Source organism: Rhodococcus yananensis (assembly GCF_020515525.1).
Taxonomy (GTDB): domain Bacteria; phylum Actinomycetota; class Actinomycetes; order Mycobacteriales; family Mycobacteriaceae; genus Rhodococcus; species Rhodococcus yananensis.
On the sequence record NZ_JAIYEP010000016.1, the window covers coordinates 55,362 to 70,883 of the forward strand.

Here is a 15,522-nt window from a genome sequence, read left to right on the forward strand (position 1 = left end):
GCAGCGGCGTTCGATCAGGTTCTGCATCAACCGAATTCGACTCCCTGCGCGAGCGGAAGCCCGTCCGAACGGTTCACCGTGTTCGTGGCCCGGCGCATGTACGCCTTCCACGAATCCGACCCGGACTCGCGCCCGCCCCCGGTCGCCTTCTCGCCGCCGAACGCCCCGCCGATCTCGGCACCCGACGTTCCGATGTTCACATTGGTGATCCCACAGTCGGAGCGCTCCAGGAACCGTTCGGCCTCCCGCTGATCGGTGGTGAAGATCGCCGACGACAATCCCTGCGGGACACCGTTGTGCAGCGCGATCGCCTCGTCGAAGTCGTCGTAGCCCAGCAGGTACAGGACGGGGGCGAACGTCTCCTCCCGCACGATTTCGGTCTGCGCCGGCATCCGCACCAGTGCGGGTGTGACGTACACACCGCCCGGGAGGACCTCCACCCGCTCGCCGCCGGTGATCACGGTGCCGCCGTCGTGTGCGGCACGGTCGAGTGCGGCGCGCATCGCCTCGTACGCGCGCTCGGAGATCAGCGGTCCGACGAGGACTCCCTCGTCGAACGGATTTCCCACACGCAGACCCGAATACGCTTTCGCGATGCGGCCTTCCAGCTCCGCCGCGATCGACCGGTGCACGATCACGCGGCGCAGGGTGGTGCAACGTTGACCGGCGGTGCCCGCGGCGGCGAACACGATTCCGCGGACGGCGAGGTCGAGGTCCGCGGACGGCGCCACCACCGCGGCGTTGTTTCCGCCGAGCTCGAGCAGGCAACGTCCGAACCTCGCGGCGACCCGGGGCCCGACCTCGCGTCCCATCGGCACCGACCCGGTTGCGCTGACCAATGCCACCCGCGGATCGTCGACGAGTGCCTCGCCGACGGTCGCATCGCCGAGCAGGACGTGGTGCAGACCGTCGGGGGCGCCCACGTCGGTTGCGGCCCGCCGGAGCAGCGCATCGCACGCGAGTGCCGTGAGCGGCGTGACCTCCGACGGCTTCCACACCACCGGATCCCCGCACACGAGCGCGATCGCGGTGTTCCACGACCACACGGCGACCGGGAAGTTGAATGCCGAGATCACCCCCACCACCCCCAGCGGATGCCACGTCTCCATCAGCCGGTGACCGGGACGTTCCGAGGGCATGGTTCGTCCGTACAACTGACGTGACAGACCGACCGCGAAGTCGCAGATGTCGATCATCTCCTGCACCTCGCCGAGCGCCTCCGACGGGATCTTCCCGGCCTCGAGCGTGACCAGTGTCGCGAGGTCCTCCTTGTGCTCGACCAGCAGTTCACCGAACCGTCGGACGAGCCTTCCGCGTTGCGGGGCGGGAACATCGCGCCACCGGTCGAACGCTGCCGACGCCGCACCGAGCGCCGCGTCGACCTGCCGCGCGGTGTGCGGACGTATGTGCGCGAGCACACTGCCGTCGACGGGCGTCGTGACCGTCAGCGGGCCGTCCCCGTCGGGAATTGTGACGCCGCACTGCGCGGCGGCGGTGCGGGCGTGGGCGCGGAATCGGTCCGACGTATTCACGGGTGGGGTCCTTTCACGCTCGGCTACCCTGCGCTGGTGGTGGAATCGAAGGAATCGTTGGACGAGGTGGACAGGCTGCTGCTACGCGAACTGGTGGTCGACGGGCGCTCCACGCTGTCGGCGCTCGCGGACAAGGCCGGGTTGTCGATCTCGGCTGTGCAGTCGCGGGTGCGCAGACTCGAATCCCGCAACGTGATCCGCGGGTACACCGCGAAGGTGGACCCGGAGGCCCTCGGGCTGATGCTGTCGGCGTTCGTGGCGATCACCCCTCTCGACCCGTCTCAACCCGACGACGCGCCCGCGCGGTTGCGGCACATCGCCGCCATCGAATCGTGTCACTCGGTCGCGGGCGACGAAAGCTACATCCTGCTCGTGCGTGTCGCGTCGCCGCGTGAACTCGAGCATCTGCTCCAGGAGATCCGCGCGACGGCGAACGTGGCGACGCGCAGCACCGTCGTTCTACAGACATTTTATGAGCGATGACGGGTAACGACCGGGAAACTTTCCGAAAGGTAAGGCTTGTGCGCCAAAAATTCACGTAGCCTCGGGGTATGAGCACTGCAGTCCGGAGTACCGGCGGTGCCGACCGGTCGGCGCCGAACCGCGTTCACGACGTCCTCGCCGAGCACATCCTGGCCGACGGCTTCCCGATGGTCCTCGACCTGGACCGATCGAAGGGGGTGCGTCTCGTCGATGCGCGCGACGGCGCGGTGCTGCTGGACATGTTCGGGTTCTTCGCGTCGTCGGCGCTCGGGATGAACCACCCCGATCTGGTCGACGATCGCGCGTTCCGCGACGAGCTCGTCGCCGTCGCCGCGAACAAGCCCAGCAACTCGGACATCTACAGCGTGCCCATGGCCCGGTTCGTCGAGACGTTCGCGAGGGTGCTCGGCGACCCGTCGCTGCCCCACCTGTTCTTCGTCGACGGCGGCGCCCTCGCCGTCGAGAACGCGCTCAAGGCCGCGTTCGACTGGAAGAGCCGGCTCAACGAGACGCGCGGACTCGATCCCGCGCTGGGCACCCGCGTGCTGCACCTGACCGAGGCGTTCCACGGGCGAACCGGGTACACGATGTCGCTCACGAACACGGACCCGGTGAAGACCGACCGGTTCCCGAAGTTCGACTGGCCGCGCATCGATGCGCCCTACCTGTGCGAGGGCCGGGACGTGGTCGCCGCGGAGGGGCACGCGCTCGCGCAGGCCCGCGTCGCCTTCGCGGCACATCCCCACGACATCGCCTGCTTCGTCGCCGAACCCATCCAGGGGGAGGGCGGCGACAACCACTTCCGTCCCGAGTTCTTCCGCGCGATGGAGCACCTGTGTCGCGAGCACGACGCGTTGCTGATCGTCGACGAGGTGCAGACCGGGGTGGGCATGACCGGCACGACGTGGGCGTACCAACAGTTCGGTATCGCCCCCGACATCGTCGCGTTCGGGAAGAAGACCCAGGTGTGCGGCATCATGGCCGGTGGTCGCCTCGACGACGTACCCGAGAACGTGTTCGCGGTGTCGTCGCGGCTCAACTCCACGTGGGGAGGCAACCTGACCGACATGGTGCGGGCGCGACGCATCCTCGAAGTGATCGAACGTGACCGGCTCGTCGACCGCGCCCGCCTCACCGGCGCGCATCTGCTGGCGGGTCTGCGTCACCTCGCCACCGTGCACCCGACCGTCACCGAGCCGCGCGGTCGCGGCTTGATGTGTGCGATCACGCTTCCCACCGAGGAATTCCGGGATGCGGTGCTGACCCGGCTGTACCGCGACGAGCACGTCCTCATGATCGGGTCGGGTGAGCGGAGCATCCGATTCCGGCCCCCGTTGACGGTCACGACGGCGGAGTTGGACGAGGCCCTCGACGCCCTCGATCGGGTCCTCGCCGCCTCCTGACCCGCACGGGTCACCGCGTCGTGGCCTCGAGATGCGTCAGGACCGCGAGGACACGGCGATGGTCCTCCGGTTCGGGATGCAGACCCAACTTCAGGAAGATCGAGCGGATGTGCGCCTCGACGGTGCGTTCGCCGAGGAACAGCGACGCACCGATCGCCCGATTCGACCGGCCCTGCGCCATGAGACCCAGTACCTCACGTTCGCGCGCGGACAACTCGTCGATGGGCTGCGTCGAGGTGTGCGGGCGCGACACCATGCGGCTCACGACACCCGGATCGATCGCCGACCCCCCATCGGCGACGCGATGCAGCGAGTCGACGAACTCGTCGACGTCGGCGACCCGATCCTTGAGCAGATACCCGACCCCGCTCGCGCCGGCCGCCAACAGATCCATCACGTACTCGGATTCGACGTACTGCGACAACAACAGCACCGCGGTCTCCGGGAACTCCGTGCGGATACGCTGCGCCGCCTCGATTCCCTCCACCGTGTGCGACGGCGGCATCCTGATGTCGACGACCGCCACGTCCGGCCGTTCGTGTTCGACGAGTTCGAGGAGTCCTGTTGCGTCCCCGGCCTCCCCGGCCACCTCGATCCCCTCCTCGGTCAGCAGACTGCGGATCCCCTCCCGCAGCAGCACCGAATCATCGGCGAGCACCACGCGCAACGACCGATGGGTGCGATGCCGGTATCCGCCGCTGCGCGCGACGTCGCGTGGCTGCGGTGCCGACCACACCTGTGTGTCCCCGCTCGTCTCCAGGGCGGCCTGCGCCGCCTGGGAGAACTCCTGACACGACCCGAATCGGTCGTCGCGGTCCTTCGCGAGTGCCCGCGCGATCACCGCGTCCATCGCGGCCGGCACGCGCGGCGCGGTCGCGCTCGGCCGGGGGATCGGGCTGTGCGCGTGACCGTGCCACAGCTGCGGCAGCGTCCGACCCGGGTACGGCGGATGGCCGGTGAGCAGATGGAAGAAGGTGCAGCCCAGCGAGTACTGGTCGGCGCGGTGGTCCAGCGCGACGGACGTGTCGAACTGCTCGGGTGCGGCGTTCTGCAGGCTCGCCGCGAACGTGCCCGTACGGGTCAGGCGCCCCGTCTCGTCGAGCGCTTTGGCGATCCCGAAGTCGGCGAGCAACACCCGCTCGGCCTCCTCGCCGCTCACGGCGTCGGCGACGAGGATGTTCGCGGGTTTCACGTCGCGATGCAGGACGCCCGCGTGATGCGCGTGATCGAGCGCCTTACCGGTTTCGGTGAGGATGTGCACGGCCCGCCCCGGAGCGACGGGACCGGTCACCGCGAGATCCGCCGCCGTCGCACCGGCCACGTACTGCATCGTCAACCACGATCGACCGTCGCACCGTCCACAGTCGTAGATCTGCACGATGTTGGGGTGCTCGAACCGTGCGACGTGTGCGGCCTCCCGCTCGAAGCGGGTCGCGACGTACTCGTCGGACGTCAGCGACGGATGCAGCACCTTCAGCGCGACCGAGCGGGGCAGGTGCGGATGTGCTGCGAGATACACGGCGGCCATCCCGCCCACACCGAGCAGCTTCTCGATCGTGTACCCGGCGAACTCCGAGCCCGGCCGCAGTTCCCCGCTCCATCCCACGGCTGCACCTCCTGCCGCCCCCTCATCATTGAACTCCCCCGGCGCGGATGACGGAACCCCGCCGATGCTCACGGCGGGGCGAGCGGCAGAACCACCGACAGCGTCGTTCCCCGCCCGCGTGGGCTGTCCAGCATCAACGCGCCGCCGAGCGCGGAAGCGCGGTCGGCCAACCCGTCGATGCCGCCACCCGGACGTGTGGTGGCGCCACCGCACCCGTCGTCGCGGACCGTCAGGACCAGCGTCTCGTCGTGGGTCTCCAAGGTGATGAGAACCGACGTGGCACCGGAGTGTTTGACCGCATTGGTCACCGACTCGGCGGCGATGAGGTGGGCGGCGAGTTCGATCCGTTTCGACACCCGGCCGGCGAGCCGATCGTCGACGCGGACCGGGATCGGTGCGCGTTCGGCCATCGACTTCAGCGCGACGGCGAGTCCGCGTTCGGCGAGCATCGGCGGATACACACCGCGCGCGACCTCACGCAACTCGCGCAGCGACGCGTCGATCTCGGCCGCGCAGTCGCCGATCAACCGCCGGGTCTGCAACAGGTCGTCGGAGCGTTGCGCGCGACGCAGCAGGATCGACGCCGCGACGAGTCGCTGTTGGGTGCCGTCGTGCAGATACCGTTCGAGTCGTTTGCGTTGCACATCGCCCGCGGTGACGATGCGTTCGCGGGAGCGACGCACCTCGTCGAGTTGTTCACGCAGTTCCCGTTGCAGCCGGTCGTGGTCGAGCGCGAGGGTTGCGGCACCGCGCAGGGACGCAAGCAGTTCGGGTTGGGTTTCGAGCGTGGCGTCGTAGACCAACGCCGCGACGGGAACACCGCTGCGTTCGAGGATCGCGTACGCGTGTGTCGCCGAATCCCGGGGCAGCGCAGCGACGGTGCCGTCGGCGTCGACGTATGTGCCGTCGCGGTAGGTCCACAGTTGCAGGCCGGGGTCGCGCACCGCGCGGCGCAGCGAGTCGACGAAACCGGCGTCGAGCGGGGCCTCCCCGATATCGACCATCACGTCGGTGACGGCGGCACGTGCGAGCCGGTAGCGGACGAGCCCGACCACGACGGCCAGCGGGAACAGTGCGGCCGCCGGATACCGCAGGTTCAGGATCCACGCGTACGGTGATCCGGCGGGACTGACCGCCACGGACAGGATCGCGATGGTCGCGACACCGGCGACCGCGCCGGCGACACCGAGGGGCGCGAATCCTGCGCGGTAGGCCGCGGTCTCGCGGGTGAACCGGATGATCACGGCGACCACGAGCAGCACCGTGAGCAGAACCGCGACCGTGCCCACCGTGACCTGGACGGCGTCGGCGACCGTGGGGTCGTGCCGGATCAGCAGCAGATTGACGGACGTCGACGGGTGCGGGGTGTCCACGGCGCGCGGATCGAAGAACATCCATTCGGCGACGACACCGACGGTTGCGGCGACCCACGCCGCCGCGACGAGTGTCCGCTCCGGGCGGTGGGTGAGCCGTCCCGTGGGGAAACCCAACACGACCTGCATCAACAGCGGCAGGTACAGATTGGTGACGGTGACCCCGACGGTGAAGGCGACGGGATCACCGGACCGGCGGAGCCCACCCACCAGCCAGAGCAGCCCGGCCGCGACGAGCAGTACACCGGTCAGGTCGTGCGGTCGACTTCTCCACGCGACGGCGCCGGACAGGACGAACGCGAGGCCCGCGATGATGTACAGCGCCAGTTCGGTACCGCCGAACACGGGCAGGAACGGACCCTGCGCGGCGGCGAAGGATTCGCGGGGACCGAGCAGGAGACTGCGCGCCGGATCGTGCCGTGCGGTATCGGAACGGTCGGTGAGCCCGACCACGAGGGCGACGAGCACCACGACGAGCGCACCCACCGCCACCATCGTCCGACGACTCACCGGACCTCCTCACCGAACCGTTCCAGTTTCCTCCCGATCCGCCCGGTGATCCACCGTGCCTGCACGGACCGGCGCACGGTGCGGACACGGCGACGATTTCCGGGGACGGCACGGATTCGCGGACGAGCTCATCGGCGGAGAGTTCTCGGTGTGGCCGGAACGCCGGACACGGGACGCGGTAACGGAAGTGCCGCAACAACAAAGGAGTGGAACATGATCTGGCTGCTCATCGACGCGGTGTACCTCTTCCTGTGGGGTCTGCTTTCGAGCGATGCACGCATCAAGCACGATGTCCGGCAACTCGAGCGCTAGCGAGGAGATTCCTGTGGAACTGTCGGTTGCAGGCACGGACGGCACACGGACCGTCGACGCATCGTGTGCGGGTCGTCCGACGGAGGTCGCCGACACGCTCCCCGAGCTCCCCGGGCGGTGGGTTTCCACCGCCCGGGGGCGGTGGCGGGCACGGATCTCGGCGTGCAGCCGACATCCCGTCGCCTGGATGCACTCGGCGCTCACCCGCAGGCGTGGCTTCTCGGGACGGACACCGGTGTCCGCCGACGACGTGCTCGCTCGACTCGGGGAACTCCCGGTCAGCGAATGGACGTACGGGTTCGATGACCGCAGCGTCCGGCACCTCGGGCCGATGGCGCAGGACTTCGCGGCGGCGTTCGCGCTGGGACATTCGGAACGGCGGATATCGGCGGTCGACGCGAACGGTGTGTGCATGGCGGCGATCCAGGCGCTCTACCGCAGGGTCCTCGCGCTCGAGGCCGCACAGCTCGGGGGACGTCCCGCGATCGGTGCGGACCCCGCTCCCGCCGCGGAATCGGGGAGCATCACGGACCGTCCTTCGCGGTGAGGACCGGGGACCCGCGGGTTCCCGGGACTCCGGATCAGCGCTCGCCGGACACGCGCCGTAGCCTGTCGGCATGACCGACGAGGTGGACCGCAGCGCATCCGACGATTCCGCTTTCCGTATCCCGTCGCTGGTCAACCTCCGCGACATCGGCGGTGGTGCCAGCCGGTTCGGCGGTGTGGTGCGTTCGGGCGTGCTCTTCCGGTCGACCGATCTCAGTCGCCTCACCGACACCGACCGCGAGACACTCGGCGCGCTCGGGATCACGACGGTGTTCGACCTGCGCACGGCCGTCGAACGCGACGAGCGCCCCGACCGGTTGCCCCTCGGCGCCCGGCACGTCGGCCTCGACGTGCTCGCCGACCGCGTGTCGGGATCGATCGCGGCATCGATGGCGGAGCTCGTCGCCGATCCCGTGCGGGCCGCCGAGTACCTGGGTGACGGTCGGGCGGAGCAGTACCTGATGGGGAGCTATCGTGACTTCGTGACGCTGCCGAGCGCGCTCGCGTCGTACCGGCGGCTCTACACCGATCTCGCGCACGGTGACGTACCCGCGCTCGTCCACTGCACGGCCGGCAAGGACCGGACGGGTTGGGCCGCTGCGGCACTGCTGATGTTCGCCGGCGCCGCCGACGACGTCGTGTTCGCCGACTATCTGCGGACCAACGACGAGTTGTTGCCCCGGTTCGAGCGGATGTTCTCCCGCTTCGAGGTGGCCGGAGGCGATCGCGGAATGCTCGTCGCGGTGCTCGGCGTGCAACGCGGGTACCTCGAGGCCGCAGTGGAGGAGATGTTGACGCGATACGGGACCGTCGAGCAGTACTTCGCGGGTGGCCTGGGGCTGGACGACGACACCCTGCAGGCGCTGCGCACACGGATCATCGATACCGGAACGGTCGTCACACGAGCCTGACCGGCGTCGTCCCGGCCGTCACGACCGCGCCGCACGCGCCTTGCGGACGACGGCGAACACCCCGATGCCCACACCGATCCCGACGAGGTCGGCGCACCAGTCCCACACCGACCCCGACCGTCGCACCGCGATCGTCGCCTGCAGGACTTCGGTGAGCACCCCGTAGGCGGCCAGCCACGCGAGTGTGACGGCGGGGGAGAGCCGCGCATACCGTGAGCAGAACGCGAGCGTCGCGAACATCAGTGCGTGCGTGACCTTGTCGGAGTGCGGAGGCCCGCTCGGGACGGTTCCGCCCGGTGACATCAACATGAGGGTGATCGTCACCGTCGCGACGATGAGCGGCGCCGAGCGACGCCAGGTGAACCGTTCCACGGGTCAGCGGTTCTTCTCGTTCTTCTCCGGTGCGTCGTCGGAGTCGTCGTCGCGCCCGGCGTACAGGACCAGCGACACGGCGGGGACGAGCAGGAACCACAGCCAGCTGTCGAACACGAAGAACAGCACCAGCGCGATCAGCGGGGTCAACCCCATCGTGATCTCACGCCACCGCTCGAGCGCAGGTGACCGGGTCGGTGTGTCCGGCGCGGTGTCGGGGACGTTCGCGGTGTGTGCGGGCAGATCGGTGAACAGGGTGTCGAGTTCACCGCGCGTGGTGGCCACCGACGCCCGGGCGCTGCGCTCGTCGAACTCGGAGACGCTGAGCCGACCCAGACCGAAGTGCTGACTGAGCAGATCGAGCGCCTGCGCGCGCTCGCGGTCACCGATACGGATGTCGGGTGAGTCGGCCATGGGACGAGCCTAGAACACGCACCGGTCGCCGCCGGTCCGCGACGTGCCGCGAAATCCTCCCGCTGGCCGGGAAGCCGGACGCGCCGCCCACCCCGGCCCGCGAATGATCCCCATCACAATCATGTTCCGATCAGGTTCGGGTCACAGGGAGTGAGAGTGAGTATGCAGGTGGACGGGTTCGACGAGGTGTTCGACGTCGTCGTGGTCGGTACGGGCGCGGCGGGCGCGGCCGCAGCGCTGTCGGCGCACCACGCCGGTGCCGAGGTACTCGTGGTCGAGAAATGCGACGAGGACACCGCGGGCGGGAACACCCGTGTCTCCGGCGGAGGGTGGTGGGTCAACCGGGATGCCGAGCGGGCCCGGGTGTTCCTCCGGGCGTTGAACGGTCCGTTCCCCGTCGCCGACGACGTCGTCGACACGTGGGCGACCGAGACGGTCGATCTGTCGTCGTGGTTGAAGGAACTCGGCGCGGACGTCGGCATGAGCGGCGACTACCACGTCGAACCCGAGTACGTCGGTGTCGAGGGCAGCGACTGCTACGCGGGAATGGACACGATCGGCGGCAGGATGGGCAACGGGTTGCTCTACGAGTTCCTGCGGTCCGCGCTGACCGAACGCGGCATCGAGACGCGTTTCGGGACACCCGCGACACGGCTGATCACCGGGGACGGCGCCGTCACCGGTGTGGAGGTGGACGCGCCGGCCGGGACCCGGCGTATCGGGGCGCGTGGCGGTGTCGTTCTCGCGACCGGGGGTTTCCAGGCGAACCCGACCATGGTGCGTGACCACCTGCGGGTCGAGGACCACGTGCTGTGGGGTGCCCCGTCGTCGACGGGCGACGGTCACCGGATGGCGCAGGAGGTCGGCGCGGACCGCTGGCACATGGGAAACATGATGACCATCACCGGGGTGCGCGGCGGAGACGGCCGCGGCCACTATCTGGCCCTGTGGAACGCACACCACTATCTGTGGGTCGGCGCCGACGGCCGCCGGTTCATCGACGAGACGGCCTCCCCGAACCACGGGCACACGCTGCGCGGCGGTGCGCACGAACTGTTCCCGCTGCGGTCGTTCCACCTGATCTTCGACGAACGGATGCGGGTGGCCGGGCCGCTCAGCCCCACACCCGAGGTGCTCCCCGTCGGCTGGGACCTGCTCGTGCACGGCGCGCGGTGGAGCCACGACAACAGCGACGAGATCGACGCGGGAACCATCGTGCGCGCCGAATCGATCACCGAACTGGCGGAAAGGATCGGATTGGACGCCGAGACCGTGCAGCGCACCGTCGCGTCGTACAACTCGGCGTGCGAACAGGGCCGCGACGACCAGTTCGGGCGTGATCCCGAGACGCTGGCACCGGTCTCCGAGGGGCCGTTCCATGCGCTCGAGGTGACACCGTTGCTCGGGTGGACGAACGGCGGTCCGCGCCGGGACGGTCGCGCCCGCGTCGTGGACACCGACGGCGAGGTGATCGACGGTCTCTACGCGGCGGGGGAGATCAGTTCGACGTACAGCTGGCGCAAGGACGGTGGTTTCCACATCGGTGATGCGCTCGCGTTCGGGCGGGTCGCCGGTCGCGACGCGGCCGGGCGGGTGTGAGGGCCGGGCCGGTACCGAATCGGGGTCGGGCAGCTCAGCCCGACCCCGGTCCGAGCAGTCGGTAGCCGCGGCGCACCACGAACACGAGGATCGCGACCGCGATGAGCACCCCGATCGGGTTCCGCAGTACGACGAGCAGCAGGAGTGCGGCGAGTGCGAAGGGGACGAGGGTGACGAGGTCCGTCGCGGTGTCGCGGCCGGTGCGCCGCGCCACCGATGCCGGTGCCGTCGGCAGATCCGCGAACAACGGCACGAGGTCGCCTCGGGTGCGGGCGAGGTTCGCGAGCCCGACCCGTTCGTCGAACTCGTCGACGGTGAGCCTGCCTGCCGAGAAGTGCTCACCGAGCAGCGTCACCGCCTCTTCGCGTTCCGCGGTGCCGATGCGGATGTCGGGTGGCTCTGCCATGCGTCCAGCCTAGTTCGCCCCGCTGCCCCCGGCAGTCCGGCACATCAGGACCGGATGTCGCGCGCCCCCACGCCGAGTGCTCCCTCCGCGAACCGGCGCACCGCCTCGAATGCCGCCGTGAGCGCGTCGTCGTGGCCGTCGACCGCGGCACCGTCGAGTGCGCCGTCGGGCAGGAGCGTGACCGTCGCCTGGATCTGCGCGGTCGTCGCCTCGCACACCGACCAGCTGTAGGCGCTGTCGTCCGACCAGCCGTCGGGGTTGCGGGCCAGCAGATACCAGCCTCCGGCGTTGATCTCGACAGGTTCCATGTGTTCGTTCCCTTCCGTACCGGTGCGGTTCCGTGCGCGACGACCGGCGCCCCACCCGACGGTGCGGGTGGGGCGCCGGTGATTCCATCGCGTCAGCGACGGTGCGTGTGCGCGTACGTCACTTGAGTTCGGCGAGAACCGTACCCTGGGTGATGGCCGCACCGGCCTCGACGGCCAGCCCGGTGACGACACCGGACTTGTGGGCGGTGACGGGGTTCTCCATCTTCATCGCCTCGAGAACCGCGATCAGATCGCCCTCGGCGACCTCCTGGCCCTCGGTGACGGCGACCTTGACGACGGTGCCCTGCATGGGGGCGGTGACGGCGTCACCGGACGCCTTGCCGCCGTGGGCGCCGCCGCGCTTGCGGGCCTTCGGCTTCTTGCGGATCGCACCGGCCGCGCCGCCCCCGCCGAGCGAGAACTGGCCGGGCAGCGACACCTCGACGCGGCGCCCACCGACCTCGACGACGACGTTCTGACGCGGCAACGCCTCGTCGTCATCGTCGACGGCGGCGCCGCCGGTGAACGGCTCGATCGAGTTGTCCCACTCGTTCTCGATCCACTTGGTGTAGACGTCGAACTTCTCCCCGTCGCCGACGAACGCCGGGTTCTCGACGATGTGGCGGTGGAACGGGATGACGGTCGCGAGGCCGTCGACCTCGAACTCGGCCAGTGCACGGGCCGCGCGCTGCAGCGCCTGTTCGCGGGTCTCACCGGTGACGATGAGCTTGGCGAGCATCGAGTCGAACTGGCCGCCGATCACATCGCCCCGCACGACACCGGAGTCGACGCGGACGCCCGGACCGCTGGGCTCCTTGTAGACGGTGATGGGGCCGGGGGCGGGCATGAAGTTGCGGCCGGCGTCCTCGCCGTTGATGCGGAACTCGAAGGAATGGCCACGCGGGGTGGGATCCTCCTTGATGGTGAGTTCCTCACCGTTGGCGATGAGGAACTGCTGGCGCACCAGGTCGATTCCGGCGGTCTCCTCGGTGACGGGGTGCTCGACCTGCAGGCGGGTGTTGACCTCGAGGAACGAGACCGTGTCGCCCTGCACCAGGTATTCGACGGTGCCGGCACCGTAGTAGCCGGCCTCCTTGCAGATGGCCTTCGCGGACGCATGGATTCGGGCGCGCTGGTCGTCGGTGAGGAAGGGCGCGGGGGCCTCCTCGACGAGCTTCTGGAAGCGACGCTGCAGCGAGCAGTCGCGGGTGCCGGCGACGACGACGTTGCCGTGCTGGTCGGCGATGACCTGGGCCTCGACGTGGCGGGCCTTGTCCAGGTACTGCTCGACGAAGCACTCGCCGCGCCCGAAGGCGGCGACGGCCTCGCGGGTGGCCGACTCGAACAGCTCGGGGATCTCCTCGATGGTCTGCGCGACCTTCATGCCGCGACCACCACCGCCGAAGGCGGCCTTGATGGCGACCGGCACACCGTACTTCTTCGCGAACTCGACGACCTCGTCCGCATCCTTGACCGGATCCTTGGTGCCCGCGGCCATCGGTGCCTCGGCGCGCTCGGCGATGTGCCGCGCGGTGACCTTGTCGCCGAGGTCGCGGATGGACTGCGGCGACGGTCCGATCCAGATCAGGCCGGCGTCGATCACGGCCTGCGCGAAGTCGGCGTTCTCGGACAGGAAGCCGTAGCCGGGGTGGATGGCGTCGGCGCCGGACTTCGCGGCGGCGTCGAGGATCTTGTCGAACACCAGGTAGGACTCGGCGGAGGTGGTGCCCCCGAGCGCGAACGCCTCGTCGGCGAGCTTCACGAACTGTGCGTCGGCGTCGGGTTCGGCGTAGACGGCGACACTGCCGTAGCCCGCGTCCTTGGCGGCGCGGATGACCCGCACAGCGATCTCGCCGCGGTTGGCGACGAGCACCTTCGAGATCTGCGCGCTGGCATGACTGGGCACGGAGCCTCCTGTTGATCGATCGTTAGGTTATTTCCGTCGTCGGCAGTGTAAGCGCCAATCGGATAGACGATGTAACCGGATGGCCTCTACACAGTAGGACCCCGTCCGGGTCGTGCAAGGCTACCGACCGGTAGCCGGAACGGCGGGTCCGTCCGGGCCCGACGGCCACGGACCGGACTCGATCACGGCGGCCATCAGCTCGCGGGTCCGACCCAGGAACCGGGGCACGGTCTGCGCGGCGACCGTGTTGTCGGGGAACCGCGCGGAGACGTTGAGGCCCTCGGGAGTGCGGTTGACCCAGATGTACACATCGTGTGTGAAGCTGCGGCTGCGCAACGCGCGAGCATTGCGCTCGGGCCACTGCGCCGCCATCGGCACGAAGCGAACATCCATGTACGACACCACGAATCGTGGACGAATCCGGACACCGAGCAGTTCGCCGACCCGGTCGAACGGTACCTGGGCGCTCGCCCGTGTCCGGTGCAGTTCGTGTGCGGCACGCGCGGCGAGGACGCCGAACCCGGGAGTGCCCGACACGTCCAGGTCGACGGGACGCAACCCGACGAACCAGCCCAGAGCGCCCGCCCACATCGGACCCGTGCGGGTGTGCGACGGAGACACCGTCCGGAACCGGTCCGCGCCCGTGAGGTCGGCGCTCGTGTGGCCCATGCAGGCCAGGACGCCCGCGAAGAAACCGGCGTCGGCGTCCCGGCACAGCTCCGAGAATCGGGTGGCCTGTTCGTCGTCGAACCAGCGTTCCGCGAGTCGCCGCTGCGGGGTCGCCCGCGCCGGCCGATGCCCGATCGGCAGTGGGAACTGCGGTGCGGCACCGCCGTTGTCCCGGAGGGTGCGCCGCCAGATGGTCACGGCATCGTCGTCGACGGTCAGCGCCGCGGAGTCGGCGCGTTCGGCGGCACCGAAATCGATGTAGCTGCCCACCGGGAACAACTCCGCGGGCCGCCCGGTGCGTTCCTCCTCGTACAGGGCGCTGATCTCGTGGGCGACCAGCACGACCGAATACCCGTCGATGATGGAGTGATCGGCGCCGAAGAACACCGTGAACGAACCTGTGGTGGCCTCTCGATCCGCGGCGTCCTCGCGGGTCGCGAACACGTACGACGGCCACGAGTGCGGCGAGGTGTAGTCGTCGAACAGGCCGAGCGGGTGGCTGCGGAGCATCGCCGGGTCGGCGGGGTCGTGGCGGAAGTACCGGACGGACACCGCCCCGGCGGGGGCCGTGCGGCGCGTCGGCGCGTCGGCGCCGTCGCCCGGCGGGAGCGCGGCCTGACTGCGCAGAGGTTCGTGCCGGTCGATCCACCGGCGCAGGGCACGCGTGAACGCGTCGGTGTCGATCGGACCGTCGATGTCGAACGCGGTCCCGAGCCATGAGCTGCGTCCCCCACCGAACCGGGTGTCCGACGTGTGGCGAAGGTGCGCCTCGTGGATGTACGAGGCGGGCCGCGGATCACGGCGCCAGGCGTCCTCCGCGGCGCACGGCAGCCATTCCGTCAGAACCCCGGCCGGAATCGGGTAGTCGACCAGCTCGGTGAATTCCATCGACCCGTCAGGTTCGCAGATGCCGTTTGATGCGGGCGAGCATCGCGCTCATGCCGCGCAGACGCAGCGGGCTCACCGTATCGGCGAGGCCGAGCGCCGAGTAGAAATCATCCGGCACGGCGAGGATTTCGTCGGCGCTCAGACCGTCGAGTCCCTGATGGAGGATCGACGCGAAACCCCGCGTGGTGGGGGCTTCGGGGGGCGCGCTGAAATACAGCCGGATGCGCGCGCGGTCGGTGGCGTCGACCGACAGGAACAGCGGCGACTGGCATTCGGGAACCGGC

Annotated in this window: 15 protein-coding genes; 5 read left to right on the forward strand and 10 right to left on the reverse strand. The window is 69.5% G+C overall.

Going from position 1 to position 15,522, the window contains the following annotated elements; translation table 11 throughout:
• Window positions 1–26: 26 nt before the first annotated feature.
• Window positions 27–1,532, reverse strand: coding sequence for an L-piperidine-6-carboxylate dehydrogenase (amaB, locus tag LDQ05_RS06280; protein ID WP_226436034.1), 1,506 nt, complete (start codon window positions 1,530–1,532; stop codon window positions 27–29).
• Between the two features lie 33 nt (window positions 1,533–1,565).
• Between amaB and LDQ05_RS06285 the strand changes: the two genes are divergently transcribed.
• Complete coding sequence (locus LDQ05_RS06285; RefSeq protein WP_226436050.1) at window positions 1,566–2,015, forward strand: Lrp/AsnC family transcriptional regulator; 450 nt, start codon at window positions 1,566–1,568, stop codon at window positions 2,013–2,015.
• A 68-nt stretch (window positions 2,016–2,083) separates the two neighbouring features.
• A complete protein-coding gene (lat, locus tag LDQ05_RS06290) occupies window positions 2,084–3,418 on the forward strand; it encodes an L-lysine 6-transaminase (protein WP_226436035.1) in 1,335 nt (444 codons plus the stop codon).
• 10 nt (window positions 3,419–3,428) lie between these two features.
• Here lat and LDQ05_RS06295 read toward each other — a convergent pair whose 3' ends face one another.
• Complete coding sequence (locus tag LDQ05_RS06295) at window positions 3,429–5,024, reverse strand: protein kinase domain-containing protein (protein ID WP_226436036.1); 1,596 nt, start codon at window positions 5,022–5,024, stop codon at window positions 3,429–3,431.
• Between the two features lie 68 nt (window positions 5,025–5,092).
• Window positions 5,093–6,907 carry a sensor histidine kinase gene (locus tag LDQ05_RS06300; RefSeq protein ID WP_226436037.1) on the reverse strand — a complete coding sequence of 605 codons (1,815 nt, stop codon included), beginning with the start codon at window positions 6,905–6,907 and terminating at the stop codon, window positions 5,093–5,095.
• Between the two features lie 325 nt (window positions 6,908–7,232).
• On the opposite strand from LDQ05_RS06300, the gene LDQ05_RS06305 reads away from it, so the two are divergent.
• Both LDQ05_RS06305 and LDQ05_RS06310 read left to right on the forward strand, forming a co-directional pair.
• Entirely contained in the window at window positions 7,233–7,766 is a 534-nt protein-coding gene (locus tag LDQ05_RS06305; protein WP_226436038.1) for a tail fiber domain-containing protein, read from the forward strand.
• 70 nt (window positions 7,767–7,836) lie between these two features.
• Window positions 7,837–8,676, forward strand: a complete 840-nt coding sequence (locus LDQ05_RS06310; RefSeq protein WP_226436039.1) for a tyrosine-protein phosphatase — start codon at window positions 7,837–7,839, stop codon at window positions 8,674–8,676.
• 18 nt (window positions 8,677–8,694) lie between these two features.
• On the opposite strand, the gene LDQ05_RS06315 is transcribed toward LDQ05_RS06310, so the two are convergent.
• Together LDQ05_RS06315 and LDQ05_RS06320 are read right to left on the reverse strand one after the other, a co-directional pair.
• Window positions 8,695–9,048 carry a VanZ family protein gene (locus tag LDQ05_RS06315; RefSeq protein ID WP_372461041.1) on the reverse strand — a complete coding sequence of 118 codons (354 nt, stop codon included), beginning with the start codon at window positions 9,046–9,048 and terminating at the stop codon, window positions 8,695–8,697.
• Window positions 9,049–9,051: 3 nt separating this feature from the next.
• On the reverse strand, window positions 9,052–9,462 hold the full coding sequence (locus tag LDQ05_RS06320) for a DUF1707 SHOCT-like domain-containing protein (protein WP_226436040.1): 411 nt from the start codon (window positions 9,460–9,462) through the stop codon (window positions 9,052–9,054).
• Window positions 9,463–9,624: 162 nt separating this feature from the next.
• On the opposite strand from LDQ05_RS06320, the gene LDQ05_RS06325 reads away from it, so the two are divergent.
• Entirely contained in the window at window positions 9,625–11,061 is a 1,437-nt protein-coding gene (locus LDQ05_RS06325) for an FAD-dependent oxidoreductase (RefSeq protein ID WP_226436052.1), read from the forward strand.
• Between the two features lie 34 nt (window positions 11,062–11,095).
• On the opposite strand, the gene LDQ05_RS06330 is transcribed toward LDQ05_RS06325, so the two are convergent.
• From LDQ05_RS06330 to LDQ05_RS06350, 5 genes are all read right to left on the reverse strand, one after another.
• The gene (locus tag LDQ05_RS06330) at window positions 11,096–11,467 is read right to left on the reverse strand and encodes a DUF1707 SHOCT-like domain-containing protein (RefSeq protein ID WP_226436041.1); all 372 of its coding nucleotides are present in this window, start codon (window positions 11,465–11,467) and stop codon (window positions 11,096–11,098) included.
• A gap of 44 nt (window positions 11,468–11,511) precedes the next feature.
• Window positions 11,512–11,775 (reverse strand): hypothetical protein, encoded by a 264-nt coding sequence (locus LDQ05_RS06335; RefSeq protein ID WP_226436042.1) that lies wholly within the window; start codon window positions 11,773–11,775, stop codon window positions 11,512–11,514.
• Window positions 11,776–11,893: 118 nt separating this feature from the next.
• Complete coding sequence (locus LDQ05_RS06340; RefSeq protein WP_226436043.1) at window positions 11,894–13,681, reverse strand: acetyl/propionyl/methylcrotonyl-CoA carboxylase subunit alpha; 1,788 nt, start codon at window positions 13,679–13,681, stop codon at window positions 11,894–11,896.
• Between the two features lie 120 nt (window positions 13,682–13,801).
• Entirely contained in the window at window positions 13,802–15,238 is a 1,437-nt protein-coding gene (locus LDQ05_RS06345) for a condensation domain-containing protein (protein ID WP_226436044.1), read from the reverse strand.
• Between the two features lie 7 nt (window positions 15,239–15,245).
• Window positions 15,246–15,522 (reverse strand): SufE family protein (locus tag LDQ05_RS06350; RefSeq protein WP_226436045.1); only part of this gene is annotated, 277 nt, incomplete at its 5' end.